At 46.2% G+C, this 16129-nt stretch carries 14 protein-coding genes and 4 pseudogenes; 6 read left to right on the top strand and 12 right to left on the bottom strand.

Annotated features, from left to right (window positions below):
* Positions 1-133: 133 nt before the first annotated feature.
* The gene (locus DXA97_RS07230; RefSeq protein ID WP_118585103.1) at positions 134-655 is read left to right on the top strand and encodes a PadR family transcriptional regulator; all 522 of its coding nucleotides are present in this window, start codon (positions 134-136) and stop codon (positions 653-655) included.
* A 141-nt stretch (positions 656-796) separates the two neighbouring features.
* On the top strand, positions 797-1087 hold the full coding sequence (locus DXA97_RS07225; protein WP_178687446.1) for a helix-turn-helix transcriptional regulator: 291 nt from the start codon (positions 797-799) through the stop codon (positions 1085-1087).
* Between the two features lie 105 nt (positions 1088-1192).
* Here the strand turns inward: DXA97_RS07225 and DXA97_RS07220 are convergent.
* The 5 genes and pseudogenes from DXA97_RS07220 to tnpA all read right to left on the bottom strand — a co-directional run bounded on the left by DXA97_RS07220 (position 1193) and on the right by tnpA (position 4454).
* Positions 1193-1491 (bottom strand): annotated as a pseudogene (locus tag DXA97_RS07220) (hypothetical protein).
* 16 nt (positions 1492-1507) lie between these two features.
* Positions 1508-1861, bottom strand: coding sequence for a TnpV protein (locus DXA97_RS07215; RefSeq protein WP_118562452.1), 354 nt, complete (start codon positions 1859-1861; stop codon positions 1508-1510).
* Between the two features lie 26 nt (positions 1862-1887).
* Positions 1888-2267, bottom strand: a pseudogene (locus tag DXA97_RS07210) (DNA recombinase); the annotation flags it as partial.
* Positions 2268-2726: 459 nt separating this feature from the next.
* Positions 2727-3983 (bottom strand): transposase, encoded by a 1257-nt coding sequence (locus DXA97_RS07205; protein WP_243107315.1) that lies wholly within the window; start codon positions 3981-3983, stop codon positions 2727-2729.
* 54 nt (positions 3984-4037) lie between these two features.
* The gene (tnpA, locus tag DXA97_RS07200; protein ID WP_118542937.1) at positions 4038-4454 is read right to left on the bottom strand and encodes an IS200/IS605 family transposase; all 417 of its coding nucleotides are present in this window, start codon (positions 4452-4454) and stop codon (positions 4038-4040) included.
* A 335-nt stretch (positions 4455-4789) separates the two neighbouring features.
* On the opposite strand from tnpA, the gene DXA97_RS07195 reads away from it, so the two are divergent.
* Both DXA97_RS07195 and DXA97_RS07190 read left to right on the top strand, forming a co-directional pair.
* Positions 4790-5551 (top strand): P-loop NTPase, encoded by a 762-nt coding sequence (locus tag DXA97_RS07195; RefSeq protein WP_118656235.1) that lies wholly within the window; start codon positions 4790-4792, stop codon positions 5549-5551.
* Entirely contained in the window at positions 5552-6154 is a 603-nt protein-coding gene (locus DXA97_RS07190) for a hypothetical protein (RefSeq protein WP_118542906.1), read from the top strand.
* Between the two features lie 55 nt (positions 6155-6209).
* Here DXA97_RS07190 and DXA97_RS07185 read toward each other — a convergent pair whose 3' ends face one another.
* Positions 6210-6836: an L-2-amino-thiazoline-4-carboxylic acid hydrolase gene (locus DXA97_RS07185; protein ID WP_118542905.1), complete on the bottom strand. Its 627-nt coding sequence runs from the start codon at positions 6834-6836 to the stop codon at positions 6210-6212.
* A 404-nt stretch (positions 6837-7240) separates the two neighbouring features.
* Here DXA97_RS07185 and DXA97_RS07180 point away from each other — a divergent pair, with 404 nt between their 5' ends.
* Both DXA97_RS07180 and DXA97_RS07175 read left to right on the top strand, forming a co-directional pair.
* Positions 7241-8134 carry a LysR family transcriptional regulator gene (locus tag DXA97_RS07180; protein WP_118719140.1) on the top strand — a complete coding sequence of 298 codons (894 nt, stop codon included), beginning with the start codon at positions 7241-7243 and terminating at the stop codon, positions 8132-8134.
* Between the two features lie 241 nt (positions 8135-8375).
* Positions 8376-9263, top strand: coding sequence for a LysR family transcriptional regulator (locus DXA97_RS07175; RefSeq protein ID WP_118542903.1), 888 nt, complete (start codon positions 8376-8378; stop codon positions 9261-9263).
* Between the two features lie 3 nt (positions 9264-9266).
* Here DXA97_RS07175 and DXA97_RS07170 read toward each other — a convergent pair whose 3' ends face one another.
* The 6 genes and pseudogenes from DXA97_RS07170 to DXA97_RS07145 form a co-directional block, all read right to left on the bottom strand.
* Positions 9267-10568 carry a GntP family permease gene (locus DXA97_RS07170; RefSeq protein ID WP_118542902.1) on the bottom strand — a complete coding sequence of 434 codons (1302 nt, stop codon included), beginning with the start codon at positions 10566-10568 and terminating at the stop codon, positions 9267-9269.
* Between the two features lie 27 nt (positions 10569-10595).
* Complete coding sequence (locus tag DXA97_RS20800; protein WP_243032084.1) at positions 10596-11888, bottom strand: hypothetical protein; 1293 nt, start codon at positions 11886-11888, stop codon at positions 10596-10598.
* A gap of 82 nt (positions 11889-11970) precedes the next feature.
* Positions 11971-12522 carry a hypothetical protein gene (locus tag DXA97_RS07160; protein ID WP_118542935.1) on the bottom strand — a complete coding sequence of 184 codons (552 nt, stop codon included), beginning with the start codon at positions 12520-12522 and terminating at the stop codon, positions 11971-11973.
* A gap of 5 nt (positions 12523-12527) precedes the next feature.
* Positions 12528-14126, bottom strand: a pseudogene (fadK, locus tag DXA97_RS07155) (medium-chain fatty-acid--CoA ligase); the annotation flags it as partial.
* Positions 14127-14301: 175 nt separating this feature from the next.
* Complete coding sequence (locus DXA97_RS07150; protein ID WP_118542900.1) at positions 14302-15312, bottom strand: electron transfer flavoprotein subunit alpha/FixB family protein; 1011 nt, start codon at positions 15310-15312, stop codon at positions 14302-14304.
* A 21-nt stretch (positions 15313-15333) separates the two neighbouring features.
* Positions 15334-16121, bottom strand: a pseudogene (locus DXA97_RS07145) (electron transfer flavoprotein subunit beta/FixA family protein).
* Between the last annotated feature and the right edge of the window lie 8 nt (positions 16122-16129).

The raw sequence follows: 16129 nt of genomic DNA, 5'->3' as shown, positions 1-16129 counted from the left end.
TAATTTATAGTATATGTCAAGAGAAGCGAGGCGATTTGTCTTGACAAAGAGTGTAAAATCTAATACTATAATTTATAGTAGATTTGACAGTATTCTTTCATACAGAAAGCATAGTGAAAGGGCGTGATTCCACATGGCGACCATAGATTTAATCGTGTTGGGAATATTGAAAAAGGAGCCAATGAGCGCCTACGATATTCAAAAGTTAGTAGAATATAGAAACATATCCAAATGGGTAAAAATCAGCACTCCATCCATTTATAAAAAAGCCATTCAGTTAGAAGAAAAGGGGCTAATCCGAGGCGAAATCGTAAAGGAAGGGAAGATGCCAGAAAAAGCGATTTATTCCCTGACAGAAGCCGGAGAAGCAGAATTTGAACGGCTCATGTTTGAGATTTCTGGAAAGCCTATTAACATTTTTCTGGACTTCAACGCTGTTATTGTGAATTTGGATTCCTTGCCACCTGAAAAACAAAAATCGTGCATAGCAGAAATTGAGGAAAATATTAGTACTTTAAAATCCTATCTGGAACATAATATACAGAAAAAAGAAAATGAGCCCAGTATTCCCGCAACAGGTCTGGCTGTTTTGCGTCAGCAGTATGTACTGGTGGACGCAATCCAAGCATGGATTGCTTCATTAAAAGAGAATTAACAATAAATCATTATGCGGAAAGACCAGCAACTTTGAGTGGTGCTGGTCTTTTATATATGAATTATAAACTTCAACTAACCTGCATATAGTAACATTCAACGGGAAAAGTATGAATTATACAATGGAACCGGGTGATGTTATATGGCGAAAGTTGAAGATTGTCCCGGTTTTGAAACCTTCGGTGCAGATGTCAAAGTCGCACGAAAAGCAAAGCGTCTGGCACGAAAAACATTGGCGGAAATGGTCGGGATTGAATGGCGGTATCTTGCCAACATTAAAGATCAAGGTGCGATTCCGAGCTTGCCTGTGATGATCCAGTTGATTAAGATCTGCGGACTTCCCGTGGAACGGTATTTTAACCCGGAGATCATGCGGGAAGAAAGCGAACAGCGGCAACGGGTCAGTCACAAGCTGAAGCTTTGCCCTGAATAATACCTGCCGATTATTGAAGGTGCCATAGACGTGGCGCTCAAAATGGAACAGACTGCGAAGCAGAAGGAGGACGCATAATCGCGGCCTCCTTCTGGCGTTTCTGTATCAAGTTTCCCGGCACTTTTCCAAAAATTCCCGACACCTCTGCTGGATTTCTCCGTTTCTGTCACAGTCAGGTCACGGTCATTTCCGGTAATCTTATCTTCCAGAAAATTAGCGTATGTACCCAACAAAGCGTTCCGTAAATCATCCGGGGTTTTCTGTATGTCGGCGCTGTACCAATCATTCCGGTGGGGTTCCCATGCCATCAATGTATAACCGTGGCTAGTCTGAACCACCTCATACAGAGGATCATCATCCAGATATGCCTGAAACACTTTCAAAACCTTTTCAAAGGTCAGCATTTCCCACACCTCCCATTCAGTTGCAAATCAGTTCCCTGATCAAAATTTTCTCAATCTGTGCCGTTAATGTGTTCATCAGCCCCACCCAACGCATAGGGTCACAGGCTTTCAGTTCTTCCGTAACACTCGCAGTCTCCATCATGTGAGGCAATATGGTGTCCACGCGCTCCTGCGATGTCCGGTCAATCTCTAACAGATGTGGATACAGCTTCTCGCTCATCAGCAGTTGGTTGTAGAGAATGGGGCGATGTTTCTTTAGGTAGGATTTTCTCATCCTGCCGTACTTGCCGATAGAAGTTTCCGGCTGCGCAGAAAGTTTTAGGTTGGGTATATCATAATCTCCACAACGAATGTAAGTCAACTTACCCATATTCATTCTCCTTTGCTCCGTGATGATTAGACTGCTGCGCTGGCTGCTATGCCGCATTTGCTCGGTTCTCCTTTTGATAGCTGCCAGCCCGTAGAAAAAACACCTTTTTTCATATTCTCAGCCCGGATCAGGCTTTCTTAGCGTCCATTTCCGCCCTTTTCTTCGCCTTAATTTTGTCCTCATGCCGCTTCTGTGCACCGTTGGCTTTCCGCTTCAAATAGTTCTGATAGAGCCTATCCTTGCGTTCTTCTTTTTTTCGCAGTTCTTCCTGTTCCTCCGTGGATAAAAGAACCGGCTGCAAGGATGGTGGGATATAGCGTTCCAAAAAATTGAAGTAGATTTCAATTTCCTGCGTGATGTCCTAGCTGTCTTTTCGGGCGCGTTCGTGGGCAAGGACTTCATGAAGTCCTACCACATCCATATAAACACAGGTCAGCCGTTCATACCCTGTAGCCTGAAACGTACGGATATCCCGTTCATACTTTCCTCGGTTATACAGGCCCGTCAATGCATCGATATTATAACAATCCGGTGTTTTCTCATGGCGCTGAAGAAGCTCCAATTCCTTTTCATCAAAATATACCGTCTGATCATTGTCCGGATATTCTTCCCCATCTTGATTTTTCAAAGAAATTTCTATCTCCAGATCCTCACCTATGAGCGGATATTCCAGACTCTTTTTCTCCATATATTCCGACACTATCTGCAATGCACTTTTTACGTTGCAGCCTTTTTTACATATTATTTTCATTCCATTTCACCTTGTGAACTACTCGGTAACTAAGTTACCAGAGCATCTGAAATCTGGCGGGATACCGCCTTTTTTCAGGGTGCGTCCATGACACCACTACTGCTTGCCTTTCGGCTATACAGCTACTTTTATTATTTCTGGATTTTTTAGTCCGGTTACGGACAGTTCTTTCTGTTTTCCGGATACGGAAAGATATTTTCGCAGGATATTAAATGCTCCTACTGCATCCGCATTATATCTTACTCCATCCGTTATATACATGCCCCGCTCTTTTCGGTTTGATGCTTCTGCATATCTTTTTGATACTTCTGGTGATAACGGACTGCACTGGCTGGTATAGCTTTCTTCCTGTTTTATCAATGGTATTCCATACAGTTTTAGTTTATATTCCAACATGATATAAAGTTTATTATACGGCAGTCCGTGAAACTTCTGGTTTGCCTTGTGGCCTATCTCTTTTCCTTTACGGATATTTCGGATATCTCCTATGATTACACTGCTTATCCCTTCTTTTCTACAGTATTCTGCAAGCCATCTGGTCACCTTATGAAGGTAATCCTTTACTGCGTCCTGCTTTTTTCGGTAAATCCTCTTGATATGTTTCGATGATCGGGGATATTTTATGCCATTTCCCGACTGCTGTGCATACCATATTGATTGAACTCTGCTGATTTCTTTGTGAAAGTATCTTTCCAGTGAAAGATATTTCCTTCCCAGAATAAAAGTCCTTCCATTTCCGGAATCATAACAGGTCATCAGATTATGAATTCCAAGATCCACTGATAAATAATGGCCATTCAGGGAGATCGGTTCTGGTTCTTTGACCTCATAGACAACGATAAGGTCACATTTTCCATCTTCCGGTGGATAGATCCGCAGCTGCTTTATGTGATCCATGTTCCTGAAAATCTTATTTTCAAGATATAGAAATTTTTCATGAATCCCATAAGCTTCTTCCATATAGCTTTTCAGATCATTTGACAGAGACAGCCGCAATTGATCGGAGCCTTTCTCGTGCTGGATTCCCATCTGCATGTAAGTGATCGGTATATTGTCCTGTTTAAATCGCGGCGGATTTGGATCTTTGATCCCAACGGTCTTTTTAAGAACATAAAATGATTTCCAGGCTTTATCCAGCTGCTTGCAGGTCTCCTGCGCTGTCTGGGACGGAAGCTGTCTATACCACAGATCTCCTTTATGCGCTTTCTTCTGATAATACCAGTCAGGATACTTCTCCAGCTCCAATTCTTTATATCGACGGCGTTCATAGTTGCAGACATTCCAGAGTTTGGAAGCAGCATAACACATATGCCCTATAATATTAGAATATTCCGGCCGGATATTGACCGATGTTCTGTGTGACAGCAGCATTCCCCTTCCCCCTTCAGACAGCCATGCATATGAATATTTACAATTCACATTGAATTAATACGACTTGCTCTGATGTTCAATATAACGGCGGATATTTTCCTCAGATACAGATCCGATCGTTTCCACATAATAGGAATGGTTCCACAGTTCTCCCTTCCACAACTGGTTTCTTATTTCCGGAAAACGTTCGAATAATTTCCTGCCTGTGATCCCCTTCAGATACTTGATAATGGCTGTTATTGACAGTTTTGGTGGAGCTGATACAAAACAGTGAACATGATCACCTTCACCACATTCAAATAAATGAACGGTAAAGCCTTTATCGTCAGCTATCTGCTGCACGAGTTCCTGCAGGTATTTCTCAACTTCTGGGGTTAATATCTTCCGTCTGTATTTCACCGACCATACCATATGGTAGTTGATATTGCACACGCAAGTCCTATAATGTATAAGATTTTTTTTCATACATATAGTATAGCATATTGAATTGTAATACACAAGCATTATTCGAACGTATTTTCGTTTTTATTGTATGCCGGTTACGGCATTAATATCAAAGAATGAGGATTATTATATTATTTACTTTGTGCAGATATGCACACTCCTGAGCTTTCATCTCGGTAATTGAATTGCCGAGGATTCCCGCTTATTGTCCTAAATGGCACCGGCCACTTTCATATAGAAAGCATTATACCGCTTTTGAAAAATTTTCACAAGTTGCCTTATGATAAGCAAAACGGGTTTAGGATTAGACAGAACCGGTCTCCTGAGATATAATATCCTTAAGATTTCAAAAGGGGATTTTTATGAATTTAGATAAATATATGAGCCATGCCGTTGTATCACTTATTTCAGCCAAAGGTGGAGTTGGGACCTCCACACTAACCAAAGAGTTGGCCATTGCATTTAGTAAAAACGTTTCCGTCTGTCTGGTCGATATGGCCCTCTCCTGCCCTGCCCAGGAAACATTTTTCCGCATACTTCCAACACGAACAATGGAAGACCTGTTTCAGCACAATGCACGAGATCTATCCCCTCTGTCCTGGCAGGACCTGGACCCCTACCTTACGCCTGTCCCCGATCGGAATATCCATCTTTTATCCTCCAAACAGATGAAAAGAACATATCCTCTGCCCATTAATCGGATCATCCAGCTCATTTCTTCTTTGAAGACTTATTTTGACCTGGTTCTTATCGATACCGATATGGCATCCACGGATACTCCCGCAAAACTCATGGAATTGTCGGACCTAGCCCTGCTGATCACAGATGATACGGAGTGCTCAATTAAAAACAATCAGCGCTTCCGCCGGTTTCTGACCCAAAAGCAGATCAGTTATGATCATATGCATGTAATCGCAAATCAGATCAGGAAAGAACAGCGGATGTACTCGGATCAGGAAATAGAGGAACTTCTTCACATTCCTGTTCTCGTAACGCTACCTTACTATGACCAGGTCTGGAAATATAACAATTCCTACCTGTCGTTATACGAAGATTCGGAAAATCTGCTCCATCCTTCCCTTTCATCACTGGTGAACCGGCTTTCCAAACTTCTGGAGAAATAAATGATGCTTTTAAATAATGATCACGGTCATCCTCTCCCGGATGTCCCAGTGTTTTACAGTGTTCTTTCCAAAAACAAACAGGAGCTGCGGGCAGCAGCCAGGGCGAACCGTATGATGAAACGCTTCCACCTGACAATCCCCTATATCGTCGCCTGTTTCATAGCTTACTATGGATTTTTTCGCTACTATCCGCAGTTAAAAACCAGTTTTTTAGGCATATGTATCCTTTGTTATGCCGCGGCGTATTTTATCCGCTGGTGTTTGGAGCCACAATATGCCCTGTTCCTTTTGCGGCGCCGGACATACTATCTCTCAGAGTCGGATGCGTATCTCTTTTTCACCCTGTATGGGCTGGAAGATGAGGACGGTAACCTGACTCAGGCCAGAGATTTGGCTGTTCTTTCCTGGATCCAGCGATGTAAAAAGCAAATCCCGGATGACAGCCCGGTTCTGCGTATTATCCAAAACAGAACTTTTAAAGATCCAGAGGAAGAAAAATATATTCCGATCAGTTTATATGAACTGATTCTCCGGCAGCTTGCCTTTCAAAATCCAGATATTTTAAATGGACTGAAATATTACAACCGACAATGTGATAAATAGGAAGAGGATCTCCAACGCCCTAGAAGCGTCCAGAGATCCCCTTTACCTTTAAAATTTATTCTTTATTTCCCGTGATAAAATAGTCACAATATTCGCCGCCGTTCGCCAGCGTCTGTTTTCGGTGCAATATGCCATGCTGGAGTGAAATCATCACCTCATCCAGTTCGCAAAACAGCGGCATTAACTCTGGAATGCCCATTCTTTCCATATAAATACAAATAGGGCAGCGGGTGATGCGGTAGTAGCATGCTCCCTCATACGGCTGCCCATCAAAGTCCACCTTGAAGGAAGTCGGGTACTGCTTCTCCTTTTCCGGCGTATACCACTTTGCGTATCTGACGATACTCTTTTTGTTCTCAGCTTTGCCCTTGTCCGTGTTCAGATCCGTTTTCGCAAAATACCATTTGATGTGGTACAGAGACTGCCGCATCATTTCCTGCACCGTCTCTGGTGGAATTTTCTTCCCGCTTGCCACATACGGCGCCACAAAGGCCAGGGCAAACAGCTCATTGTATGCCATAGGATTATCATCGCCGATGTCATCCGCCTGCTCTACCAGTTCCCGGTAGACCTGCTTGCTCTTTTTCATGACCTCCAAAACATACGCTTTGCCGTATTTCTTTGCAAGAACCTTTTTCATAGGGCCCTTAAACATCCAGAAATAGAAGCCATTATATTTCATTGCCCAGTCCTCCATGCGGTTTAGGAACATGTCAATCATATCCCCATAGCATCAAATCAACACAACAGTTTCTATATCTCACTACAGCCTACTTTTTCTCTTGCATAAATACCCTCGGAACATCCGCTCTTGTCACCCAGCCACATATTATATCTGCCGTTCAATTCTGGATATTTGGCGCATTCAAGCCTGTACGGCGCCACGCACTTAGCTTCATGATCTCCTGACGTTACTGTTCGCACGCTGTGCAAACAGCCATCTGCCTCCTATTTTAGGCAGTTTTGCCCAAATTGTCAAATCCATCCCTCGCTATATTTTGATAATTTTCTAACATTTTCTTAACGATTCCATGGAAATTCTCATCAACATCATGTATAATGAATAGGAAAGAAGGAGAAGCGTTTATGAATTTACAGCAGCTTTATTATTTTCGGAAACTGGCTGAAGTCCAGCATTACACGGAAGCAGCCAAAGCACTCTATATCACCCAGCCCAGCCTCAGCGATTCCATCGCGTCGCTGGAAAGCGAGCTTTCGGTTGCGTTATTCCAAAAAAAAGGCCGCAACGTCCAGCTCACCAAATATGGAGAAGAATTTTCCCAGTATGTCAATCAGTCTCTGGAAATTCTGGAACACGGCATCGCCCTCATGAAGGAAAAATCCGACTCCATGACCGGAACCATCGATATCGGATGTATTCCAACCCTGCTCGGAGACTTTCTTCCGGATGCTCTCGACTTATACCATGAGCATCACCCGCAGGTAAACTTTAACATTTTCCACGAAAAATCCATTCCTGTGGCGGAGGGGGTCTCCGCAGGAACCTACGACATTGGCTTCTGTTCCATGGTGGAGCACATGGACGATCTGTTCTTTGTTCCCATCACCTACCAGGAGCTTATCGTCATCGTGCGAAATGACCATCCGCTGGCGCAGTATGACTCCATCGAGCTGCCTGCCTTAAAAGACTACGCACTCTGCACCTACCGCGACACCATCCCGATCGGCAAAACCGTCCGCGCGATCCTAAAAGAGAAAGGACTTGAGGCTGCCCACTCCTACGACGACGAGATTTCCATTGCCGGGCGCATCAACCGTTCTTCCAAAGCCGCCATTGTCGCGGACACACCGTTCTTAAAACAGTTCGACAACCTCAAAAAAATACATTTAACAGACGTCCCGAAGGACACCCGCATGATCTACATGGTCTACAGCAAAAAGAATTTTATCACGGCAGCCGTGGAAGCATTCGCAAACTTTATGGTGGCGCACTGCCTTGACCTGCCGCCGGAATTTTAAATATCGGGATTTTATACAGAATTGTACAGAATATGCGTAAGGGGATTTACGGCTTCTTTTTATGGGAACGACATAAAAGAAGCCGTATCTTCTATAGGTAAAAAACCGGAAGGATGTCTTATCACACCTTCCGGTTTTAGTATAAAACAGTTTTAATCCGTATTCAAATCAATTATTTTCATGTTATAATAGATTTTATCTATCGTATATCATCACACCGTTTAAGAAAGGCAGAATACCTATGAATCTGACTCACCTGCGTTATTTCGCAGAACTGGCACATACGCACCACTATACACGCGCTGCGCAGAACCTGTGTATTACCCAGCCAAGCCTCAGCCATGCGATCTTTAAAATGGAAGAAGAACTCGGTGTTCCATTGTTTGAAAAAAGTGGAAAAAACACCGTCCTGACTGTATTTGGGGAACAGTTTCTGCGCAGTGTTGAAAGTTCCTTAAAAACACTGGATAATGGCATCGATTTTCTTCAGCGCACTGCCCGCGGCGAAGGGCTGATCCGCCTCGGCCTTGTGCGCCCCCTGGGTGTGGATTTCATTCCCTCCCTGGCGCGCCGTTTCCTCGACCTGCATCCGGACCACGATATTCATTTTTCCTTCCAGACCGATGTGACCCAGAATCTGGTAAATGACTTAAATGCCCATCATTACGACCTGATCTTCTGCTCACATCCGCAAAAAGAAAACGGACTGACATTCAAAACCGTACACCGTGAGAACCTGGTGCTGATCGTACCCCAAAATCACGAACTGGCAGGATTTGACTCCGTAAACCTGGAGCAAACCCTGCCATATCCGTATGTTTATTTTGCCGAATCATCCGGCATCCGCTATGAAGTTGATAAAATGTTCCAGGTACTGGGAAAACGCCCCCGTATCGCGTATGAGATCGTGGAGGACCAGGTTACGGCCGGCCTCGTTGCCCACGGTTTTGGCATTGCCATCGTCCCCGAAATGGAACTGCTCTCCAGCCTGAATGTCAAAGTCATCGAAATTTTACACCCGGTCGTAAAGCGCAACATCTATATGGTAAGCAGTGACCAGTTTTATATGCCGCCGGTTGTCCGGAATTTCCATGACTTTGTACTGGAAGCTGTATCGCAAAACCTTTAAATTTTAAAAGATGATTCCGACCGTTGCCATGATCGTAATAATGAATCCTGCGATCACACATGGAATCGTGGAACCCAGCACGATGTGCTTATAGCTTTCTGCCAGGGTACACTCACAAACAGAAGTCTCCATAACGACCGGAGATGCATTCGGAAGTTTGTTCAGGGTAATACCAGCTTCTACTACGATTCTGTGAAGCGCGTTGATGTTTGCGCCCGCTGCAAGGAACTGTTTTCCAAAACTCTCCAAAAACAGGGTTTCCGCTGTGATCGCGGAACCAGTCATAGCACCGCAGATCATGGTTCCCAGCCAGGTCTTTAAGTAAATCGGAAGTGTGATATTTAATACAAACTCCTGTACCGCATGGAAAGCCGGAGCCTGAGTCAGGACTTTGGAAAGGCCAATGACTGCGGCTACTGTCAGCATTGTACTTAAGCCGGACATTGCGCCCCCTTTCAGAGAGCCTTTCAGGTTTTTGATCTTTTTAAACTGCGTCACAATAATTACAAGAACACCGATCAGAAGCGCGCAGCTCAAGCTGGTGGAAGTTCCCATACTTGAAGTTGCCACTACCGCTACCAGAACCAGGATAAACGGCAGCAGAGACATAAAGAGGCCCGGAAGCTCATCATCTCCCATGACGCTCTTCTCTGTTTTGTACATTGCCATCAGTTCTGCTTCTGACAGTTTTCCCATGCTCTTCTTCTGCGCATAGTTAAAATACATCACATACCAGGTGCAGGTGATCACTGAGAAAATCACAGCCAGAACCGGCGCTACACCCAGTGAAGTTCCAAGGAAATTACTCGGGATCACATTACAGATATCCATGGAAAACGCAAATCCATTCGCATTCGCACCTCCCGCGATCATCAAAAACGGAAGCAGCCGGCGGTCCATCTTATTTTCACGAAGCAGGCTGTCTGCGATCGGATAAAGAACAAATACCATAATATAGCCGTTAATACCCAGCAGTGTGATAAAGAATGTACAGATCATAATGATCAGCCCCACCCTTTTGGCTCCAAGTGCAGCAGATAAAGATTTTGCGACCTTGGTAGCCAGCCCTGTCTGATTGACCAGTTCACCAAAAATGCCACCCAGCGCAAGGATCAAAAACCAGGAACTGCAGAACGAGCCAGCTCCTTCCGAAAACGTTTTCAGTAAACCTTCCCAAAAATCAAGTCCGCTTGTTACCAGAATGATCGCGGCTGTTACTACCGATGCCGTGATCATATCAACACCTTTCACGATCATAACGATCAGCAGCGCGATTGCTATGATTAATCCAATAGCAGATAACATATCGATTCCCCCTTCGTGATGATTTCATTATTTTTCTTTTGTCATGTGCGCATAATCTGCATCCGGCCACTTCCGGATCACATTGATGATGGTCGGTATGATCAGGGTAAACAATGTGATGATCGATGCAAATGTCAACCCTTTGGATACCAGCGCAGTCAGTCCCATCTGGGACACTGCCCATGTGATCACAATATAGACCAGCGTTAATACCGCGCCCCGCTTATTTCTCTTTGCCGCGGAAACTTCCGGGTCTTCCTGTTTTCTTTTCTGATACCAGTTTAAAATGCGGTCATTGAATCCCTGCGCGTAATTGATCGCTGTTGAAATGGTTGCAAAGAATATGGCCACCGTGATCAGCGTAAGAAGGATGGTCTTTACCGCCCCGCTTCCGACGCCATTTTGTACAACAAGAATAGTATATACCGCACGTCCATTCGACCATCCTTCATAAACAGCCGAATAATTTGCAGCCAGATTGATCACATTCATTTCCAGAAATGCCCAGTTTGCAATCACAGACAGCACAACAGCCCATCTGAGTGTTTTTTTATTGGTAAAAAGCTGCGCATGATTAACATAGGCTCCAAAACCTGCCAGATTCTGTCCTGAAAAAATATACGCCCAGCAAAAAGCGACCAGAAGATACTTTAAAAAGCTTCCTGCACCTGCGGCAACATCGCTGTGGATCTGCCGGGACATGCTGCCAAGTTCCGCAGATAACCGGCCAGACACTACATTATAAAGGATATTAGGTACATGAACTGAGATCAGCGCAATGAAAATAACGGCACTCATAAACACCGCGTTCTTCCGGACCAGGTCTGTGCCTTTCATACACAGAACAAACATCAGGACACCAATGATAAGCGTAGAATACAGATATGGAATTCCCGTCAGTTCTTTTAATGCTGAACCAGAGGTGGAGTACGCAAGCGCCATACATACGATCAGAAGCCAGTTAAAATTAAACTCATAAATGTACTGCATCGGTCTGGCAAAAATCCCGCCGCAGAAACGCGAACCATACTGCCTCAGAAAATTGCTGTAATCAAACGTGCGGAAATCCATAGCGAATTTCATAAAGAAATAAATAATAAAACAGTTGATCGCCGCTACAATAAACGGCATAAACAGACAAAAATACGGCTGCACAACAACCGGCAGCATCCCATAAAACCCCGTATTTCTAAAAAAATAAGTCCATGGCGTAGATCCGGACGCGAATCCGCCGCCACACTGCGAACTAAATGCTATCGACACAAAAACAAGAACGGTTTTCCAGTCTACTTTGCATTCCGCATTTGTTGTTTTTCCCATAGAATATCCCCCATTATCTGTATATCCCCATATACAGATTTCGTTATTAATTTAACACATTATTGTCAAAAATTACAGTATCTCACATCTTATTTGCTCCACTCTGCCACTGGGCATTCATCTTATCCAGGGGTACCGCAACGAGTCCGGTCTGTCTATCATAAACATAAATGATAAATCCTCTCTTACACCGAAATACACATTCCAGGCAGGGATCTTCATCACAGTAACAAAAAGCATCGGTATCCGCCAGGGCAAATACCATTGGCGAATGTTTTCCTTCCATTACATATTTTAAATATCCCCCCGTAAATGTTTTCAGATAAATCCACTCTGGATGACGTCCATACGGCTTCATCTTCCACGATACGCGGACAGCATTATCATTATAGCCGCCTGTGATCTGATAAGTAATATCCATCACATCCCGCACGGAATCCGCTTCTCCGGGAACCAGTCTTTCCGCTTTTTTTCCACAACACAGAATCTCTTTCTCCTCCAGGTTCGTTCCTCCTGTCACCGGATAAAGAGCCCCGCATTCTGGACAGCGGTAAAACACAACATCCGGACACTGTTTTTCCAGTGGTTTTCTCGTATCCCTGCATCTGCGCGGTCCAAATTTCTGTTCAATCATAGCGGTCATCCCTTCAAACGCTTTTCCAGCTCTTCCTTCAGCAGATATTTTTTCACCTTTCCGCTTCCTGTATGGGGAATGCGGTCGATAAGTTCCAGACGCTCCGGCCAGAAACGCTTCGGAACTTTTTTGGAGTGCAAATAGTCCAGCACATCCTCCAGCTTCAGGTCTTCATGTCCCGGAAGCGGAACCGCAAACGCGCAGATTCGTTCTCCGAGACGGTCATCCGGCATTCCGATAATGGTATGATCCCCCATTCCGGGGCATCCCTCCAGGGCATCATTGATCTCATTGGTATTTAAGTTCTCGCCACCCCGGACGATCATGTCTTTTTTGCGCCCGATAATGTGGATATTTCCATGCTCATCCATGATACAAAGGTCACCACTGTGGAACCAGCCATCGTTGTCCAGAGCTCCATCCGTGATCTCCCGTGCTTTTAAATACCCGACAAACACGCTGGGGCCTCTTGACAGCTCTTCTCCCGGAACGCCCACGCCTACGTCGTTTCCATCTTCGTCCACCACCCGGATCTCCACACCTTCCATTGCCCTTCCGGATGTCGTTCCATTCAGCGCAAGCGCCTCATCCGGACGGACAAATGCGTGCGGCACGCTCTCCGTGGATCCATAAACCTCGCAGAGAAGTATTCCATACTGTTTTGCCCTCTGCACCAGATATCCCGGCACCGGCGCTCCGCCGCACAGATAGAACTTCAAAGTCGGAACTGCTCCTCCATTGGTTTCCAGCTCTCTTAAAATATCATAGATAAACGGGGTCGCTCCCATAGAGTAGGTGACTTTTTCCCGGTTCATAAGCTCGATTGCCGATCTGCATTGGTATTTCTGCTGCAGTACCACTTTAGCGCCATGAAGCATCGGCGCGATGATCGCATGATGGAAACCGGTCGCGTGATGGAGCGGCGCCGGCATGAACATGATGTCTTCCTCGGTAAGGCCAAGTTCCCGGTTGAATGTATCTTCACTGTAACGCACATTATCGTGCGTCAGCAGAACCCCCTTCGTACCTCCGGTCGTACCGGAGGTACAGAGGATCACAGCGATATCCTGTCCGTTTTTTGTGTGCACACACCGTTCCTTCGGAAGCGGCTCGCAGGAAGCGAGGATTTCCCGAAGCAGTGGAACGTTGCTCTTCCGTTCTCTGACACTGTCGATCAGCACAACATCTTTTAACAGCGGCACCTGGTCCCGCACTGCAAGGATCCGCTCTTCATAATCGGTTTTGTAGAAGAATGTCGGTCCGAAATAGCAGCGGGACTCCGTTACATTTAAGCTCCTCGCCAGTTCCTTCTCCTCATAGGACATGGCAATCGGATGCGCCACCGCTCCGATCTTGTAACAGGCGATCGTCAGCATGGCAAACTCACTCCAGATCGGAAGCTGGTAGGAAACCACCTCGCCCGGGCGGATCCCAAGCCATAACAGGTATGATGCCACCCGTCCTGCTGCCTCATCCATCTCCCGGTATGTGTAGCGGTAACCGCGGTCATCCACCACATATTCCCGGTCCGGATACTTCTCTACCGTCCGGTCCCAGCAGTCTAAGAGCGTCTCATCCTTCCAGTATCCTTTTTCCCTGTACTGTTTTCTTAGCTCCGGCTGATCTTCCTCTCTTCAAACATAACGTGCCTCCTTACATCCGGCAGCATGCCGTGATTCCGCCGAACGTCCGCCCTGTGCGCGGGAGGCTGCTGCAAAAGGTACTATATTCATTCTTACAGCCCGTTTGCGGCAGCCTCATGTTTTTGTCCTATGGTATTTATGCCTGCTGCTTTGCTTTTAATTCTTTTACCAGAGCCGGAACGATTTCAAAAACATCGCCCACGATTCCGTAATCCGCAACCTCAAAGATCGGCGCGGTCTCATCTTTGTTGATCGCTACGATGGTGCCGGATCCGCTCATGCCCGCTACGTGCTGCACTGCACCGGAAATGGCGCATGCAAAGTAGATTTTCGGGGTTACGGTGGAGCCGGTCTGTCCAACCTGCTTGGTCTGCGGCATCCAGCCTGCGTCAACCGCTGCTCTGGAGCATCCTACGGTTCCTCCAAGCACATCTGCCAGCTCTTTTAAGATACCGAAGTTCTCAGCACTCTTCATACCGCGGCCGCCGGATACAATGACATCTGCCTCATCGAGACGCATATCGTTGTCCTCACATGCCTTGATGAAATCCAGCACTTTGGTGCGGATCTCGCTCTCCGGGGTATGAATATCCTCTTTGATGATCTCCGGCTGATTGTTCTCGTTGCGCTCCGGCTTCTTGAACGCGCCCGGACGGCAGGTACCCATCTGCGGTCTGGTCTCGCTGCAGAGAATCTGCGCGTATAAGTTTCCGCCGAATGCCGGACGCTCCCAGACTACATTGCCGGTGTCCTCATCGACACTCAGTGCGGTACAGTCGGCAGTCAGGCCGGTACGGAGGCTGACTGCGATCTTGGATCCCAGGTCTCTTCCGTTTACGGTTGCGCCTACTAAAATGGTGTTCGGATCATATTTCTCGCAGAGCTTTAAGAATACGTTTCCGTAAGCATCTGCGGAATAGTTCTCATACTCGTCGCCCTGGATCACATAGATCTTGTCGGCGCCGTACGCTGCGGATTCCTTCACGGCTGCGTCTACATCCTTGCCGATAACAATGGCGCAGAGTTTCTGTTTCAGTCCGTCCGCCAGCTTTCTTCCCTGTCCTAACAGCTCCAGGCCGACACTCTTCGGCTGACCCTGGAAGCTCTCGATAAATACCCATACGTCCTTGCATGTATCAAAACTCATCTTGACGACCTCCTCTGTTTATTAAAGTACTTTTGCCTCAACCAGCTTTCCGATCAGGTTGTCCGCGATCTCCACCGGGCTTACGCCTTCGATGTTCACACAGTTTGCGGTTCTCTTCGGAGTGAATGTTGCTTTTACCTTGGTCGGGGATCCCTTCAGGCCCATCTTGGTGGTGTCTGCGTCCGGCAGGTCTGCCAGGGTGATCTGACCGATCTCGGTGTTGAAGGATCTCATAACGCCCTTTACGGTTGCGTAACGCGGTTTGTTGCTCTCTTTGGTTGCGGTGCAAAGTACCGGGAACTTCGTCTCGATAACTTCCACGCCCTCTTCTACCTGGCGCTCTGCAATGACCTTATCGCCCTCAACCTTTAAGCTCAGAACGTAAGTCAGACGGGTTGCGCCAGATGCTCTGCGATACTCGGTGCGGTCTGGCCGGTATCTCCGTCGATTGCCTGCTTGCCGCCCAGGATGACATCGTAAGCGCCCAGTTTCTTGATTGCCTGGGATAAGATGTAGCTGGTAGCGTAGGTATCGGATCCGCCGAATGCGCGGTCCGTTACCAGATAAGCCTCATCAGCACCCATAGCCAGTGCCTCTCTCAAAACAGCTTTTGCCTGCGGCGGTCCCATGGAAATAACCGTTACTTTGCCGCCATACTGGTCTTTTAAGGAAAGTCCGGTCTCCAGAGCGTTCTTGTCGAACGGATTCATGATGCTCGGCACGCCGGTACGGATCAGTGTATTTTTAACCGGATCGATCTTGATCTCTGTGGTATCCGGAACCTGTTTGATACAAACAACGATATTCATCTTCAATC

It is taken from the genome of Clostridium sp. OF09-36, assembly GCF_003481985.1.
GTDB lineage: Bacteria > Bacillota > Clostridia > Lachnospirales > Lachnospiraceae > Brotaphodocola.
The sequence above is the reverse complement of the archived record's forward strand: the minus strand, read 5'-3'. Positions and strand labels throughout refer to the sequence as shown.

What these genes read in the sequence shown, in the direction of transcription:
- DXA97_RS07230 (WP_118585103.1), top strand. Translation starts at nt 134, where the DNA reads ATGGCGACCATAGATTTAATCGTGTTGGGAATATTGAAAAAGGAGCCA.
- DXA97_RS07225 (WP_178687446.1), top strand. Translation starts at nt 797, where the DNA reads ATGGCGAAAGTTGAAGATTGTCCCGGTTTTGAAACCTTCGGTGCAGAT.
- DXA97_RS07180 (WP_118719140.1), top strand. Translation starts at nt 7,241, where the DNA reads ATGAATTTACAGCAGCTTTATTATTTTCGGAAACTGGCTGAAGTCCAG.
- DXA97_RS20800 (WP_243032084.1), bottom strand. Translation starts at nt 11,888, where the DNA reads ATGGGAAAAACAACAAATGCGGAATGCAAAGTAGACTGGAAAACCGTT.
- DXA97_RS07185 (WP_118542905.1), bottom strand. Translation starts at nt 6,836, where the DNA reads ATGAAATATAATGGCTTCTATTTCTGGATGTTTAAGGGCCCTATGAAA.
- DXA97_RS07150 (WP_118542900.1), bottom strand. Translation starts at nt 15,312, where the DNA reads ATGAGTTTTGATACATGCAAGGACGTATGGGTATTTATCGAGAGCTTC.
- DXA97_RS07215 (WP_118562452.1), bottom strand. Translation starts at nt 1,861, where the DNA reads ATGGGTAAGTTGACTTACATTCGTTGTGGAGATTATGATATACCCAAC.
- DXA97_RS07190 (WP_118542906.1), top strand. Translation starts at nt 5,552, where the DNA reads ATGATGCTTTTAAATAATGATCACGGTCATCCTCTCCCGGATGTCCCA.
- DXA97_RS07170 (WP_118542902.1), bottom strand. Translation starts at nt 10,568, where the DNA reads ATGTTATCTGCTATTGGATTAATCATAGCAATCGCGCTGCTGATCGTT.
- DXA97_RS07205 (WP_243107315.1), bottom strand. Translation starts at nt 3,983, where the DNA reads ATGCTGCTGTCACACAGAACATCGGTCAATATCCGGCCGGAATATTCT.
- DXA97_RS07160 (WP_118542935.1), bottom strand. Translation starts at nt 12,522, where the DNA reads ATGATTGAACAGAAATTTGGACCGCGCAGATGCAGGGATACGAGAAAA.
- DXA97_RS07175 (WP_118542903.1), top strand. Translation starts at nt 8,376, where the DNA reads ATGAATCTGACTCACCTGCGTTATTTCGCAGAACTGGCACATACGCAC.
- DXA97_RS07195 (WP_118656235.1), top strand. Translation starts at nt 4,790, where the DNA reads ATGAATTTAGATAAATATATGAGCCATGCCGTTGTATCACTTATTTCA.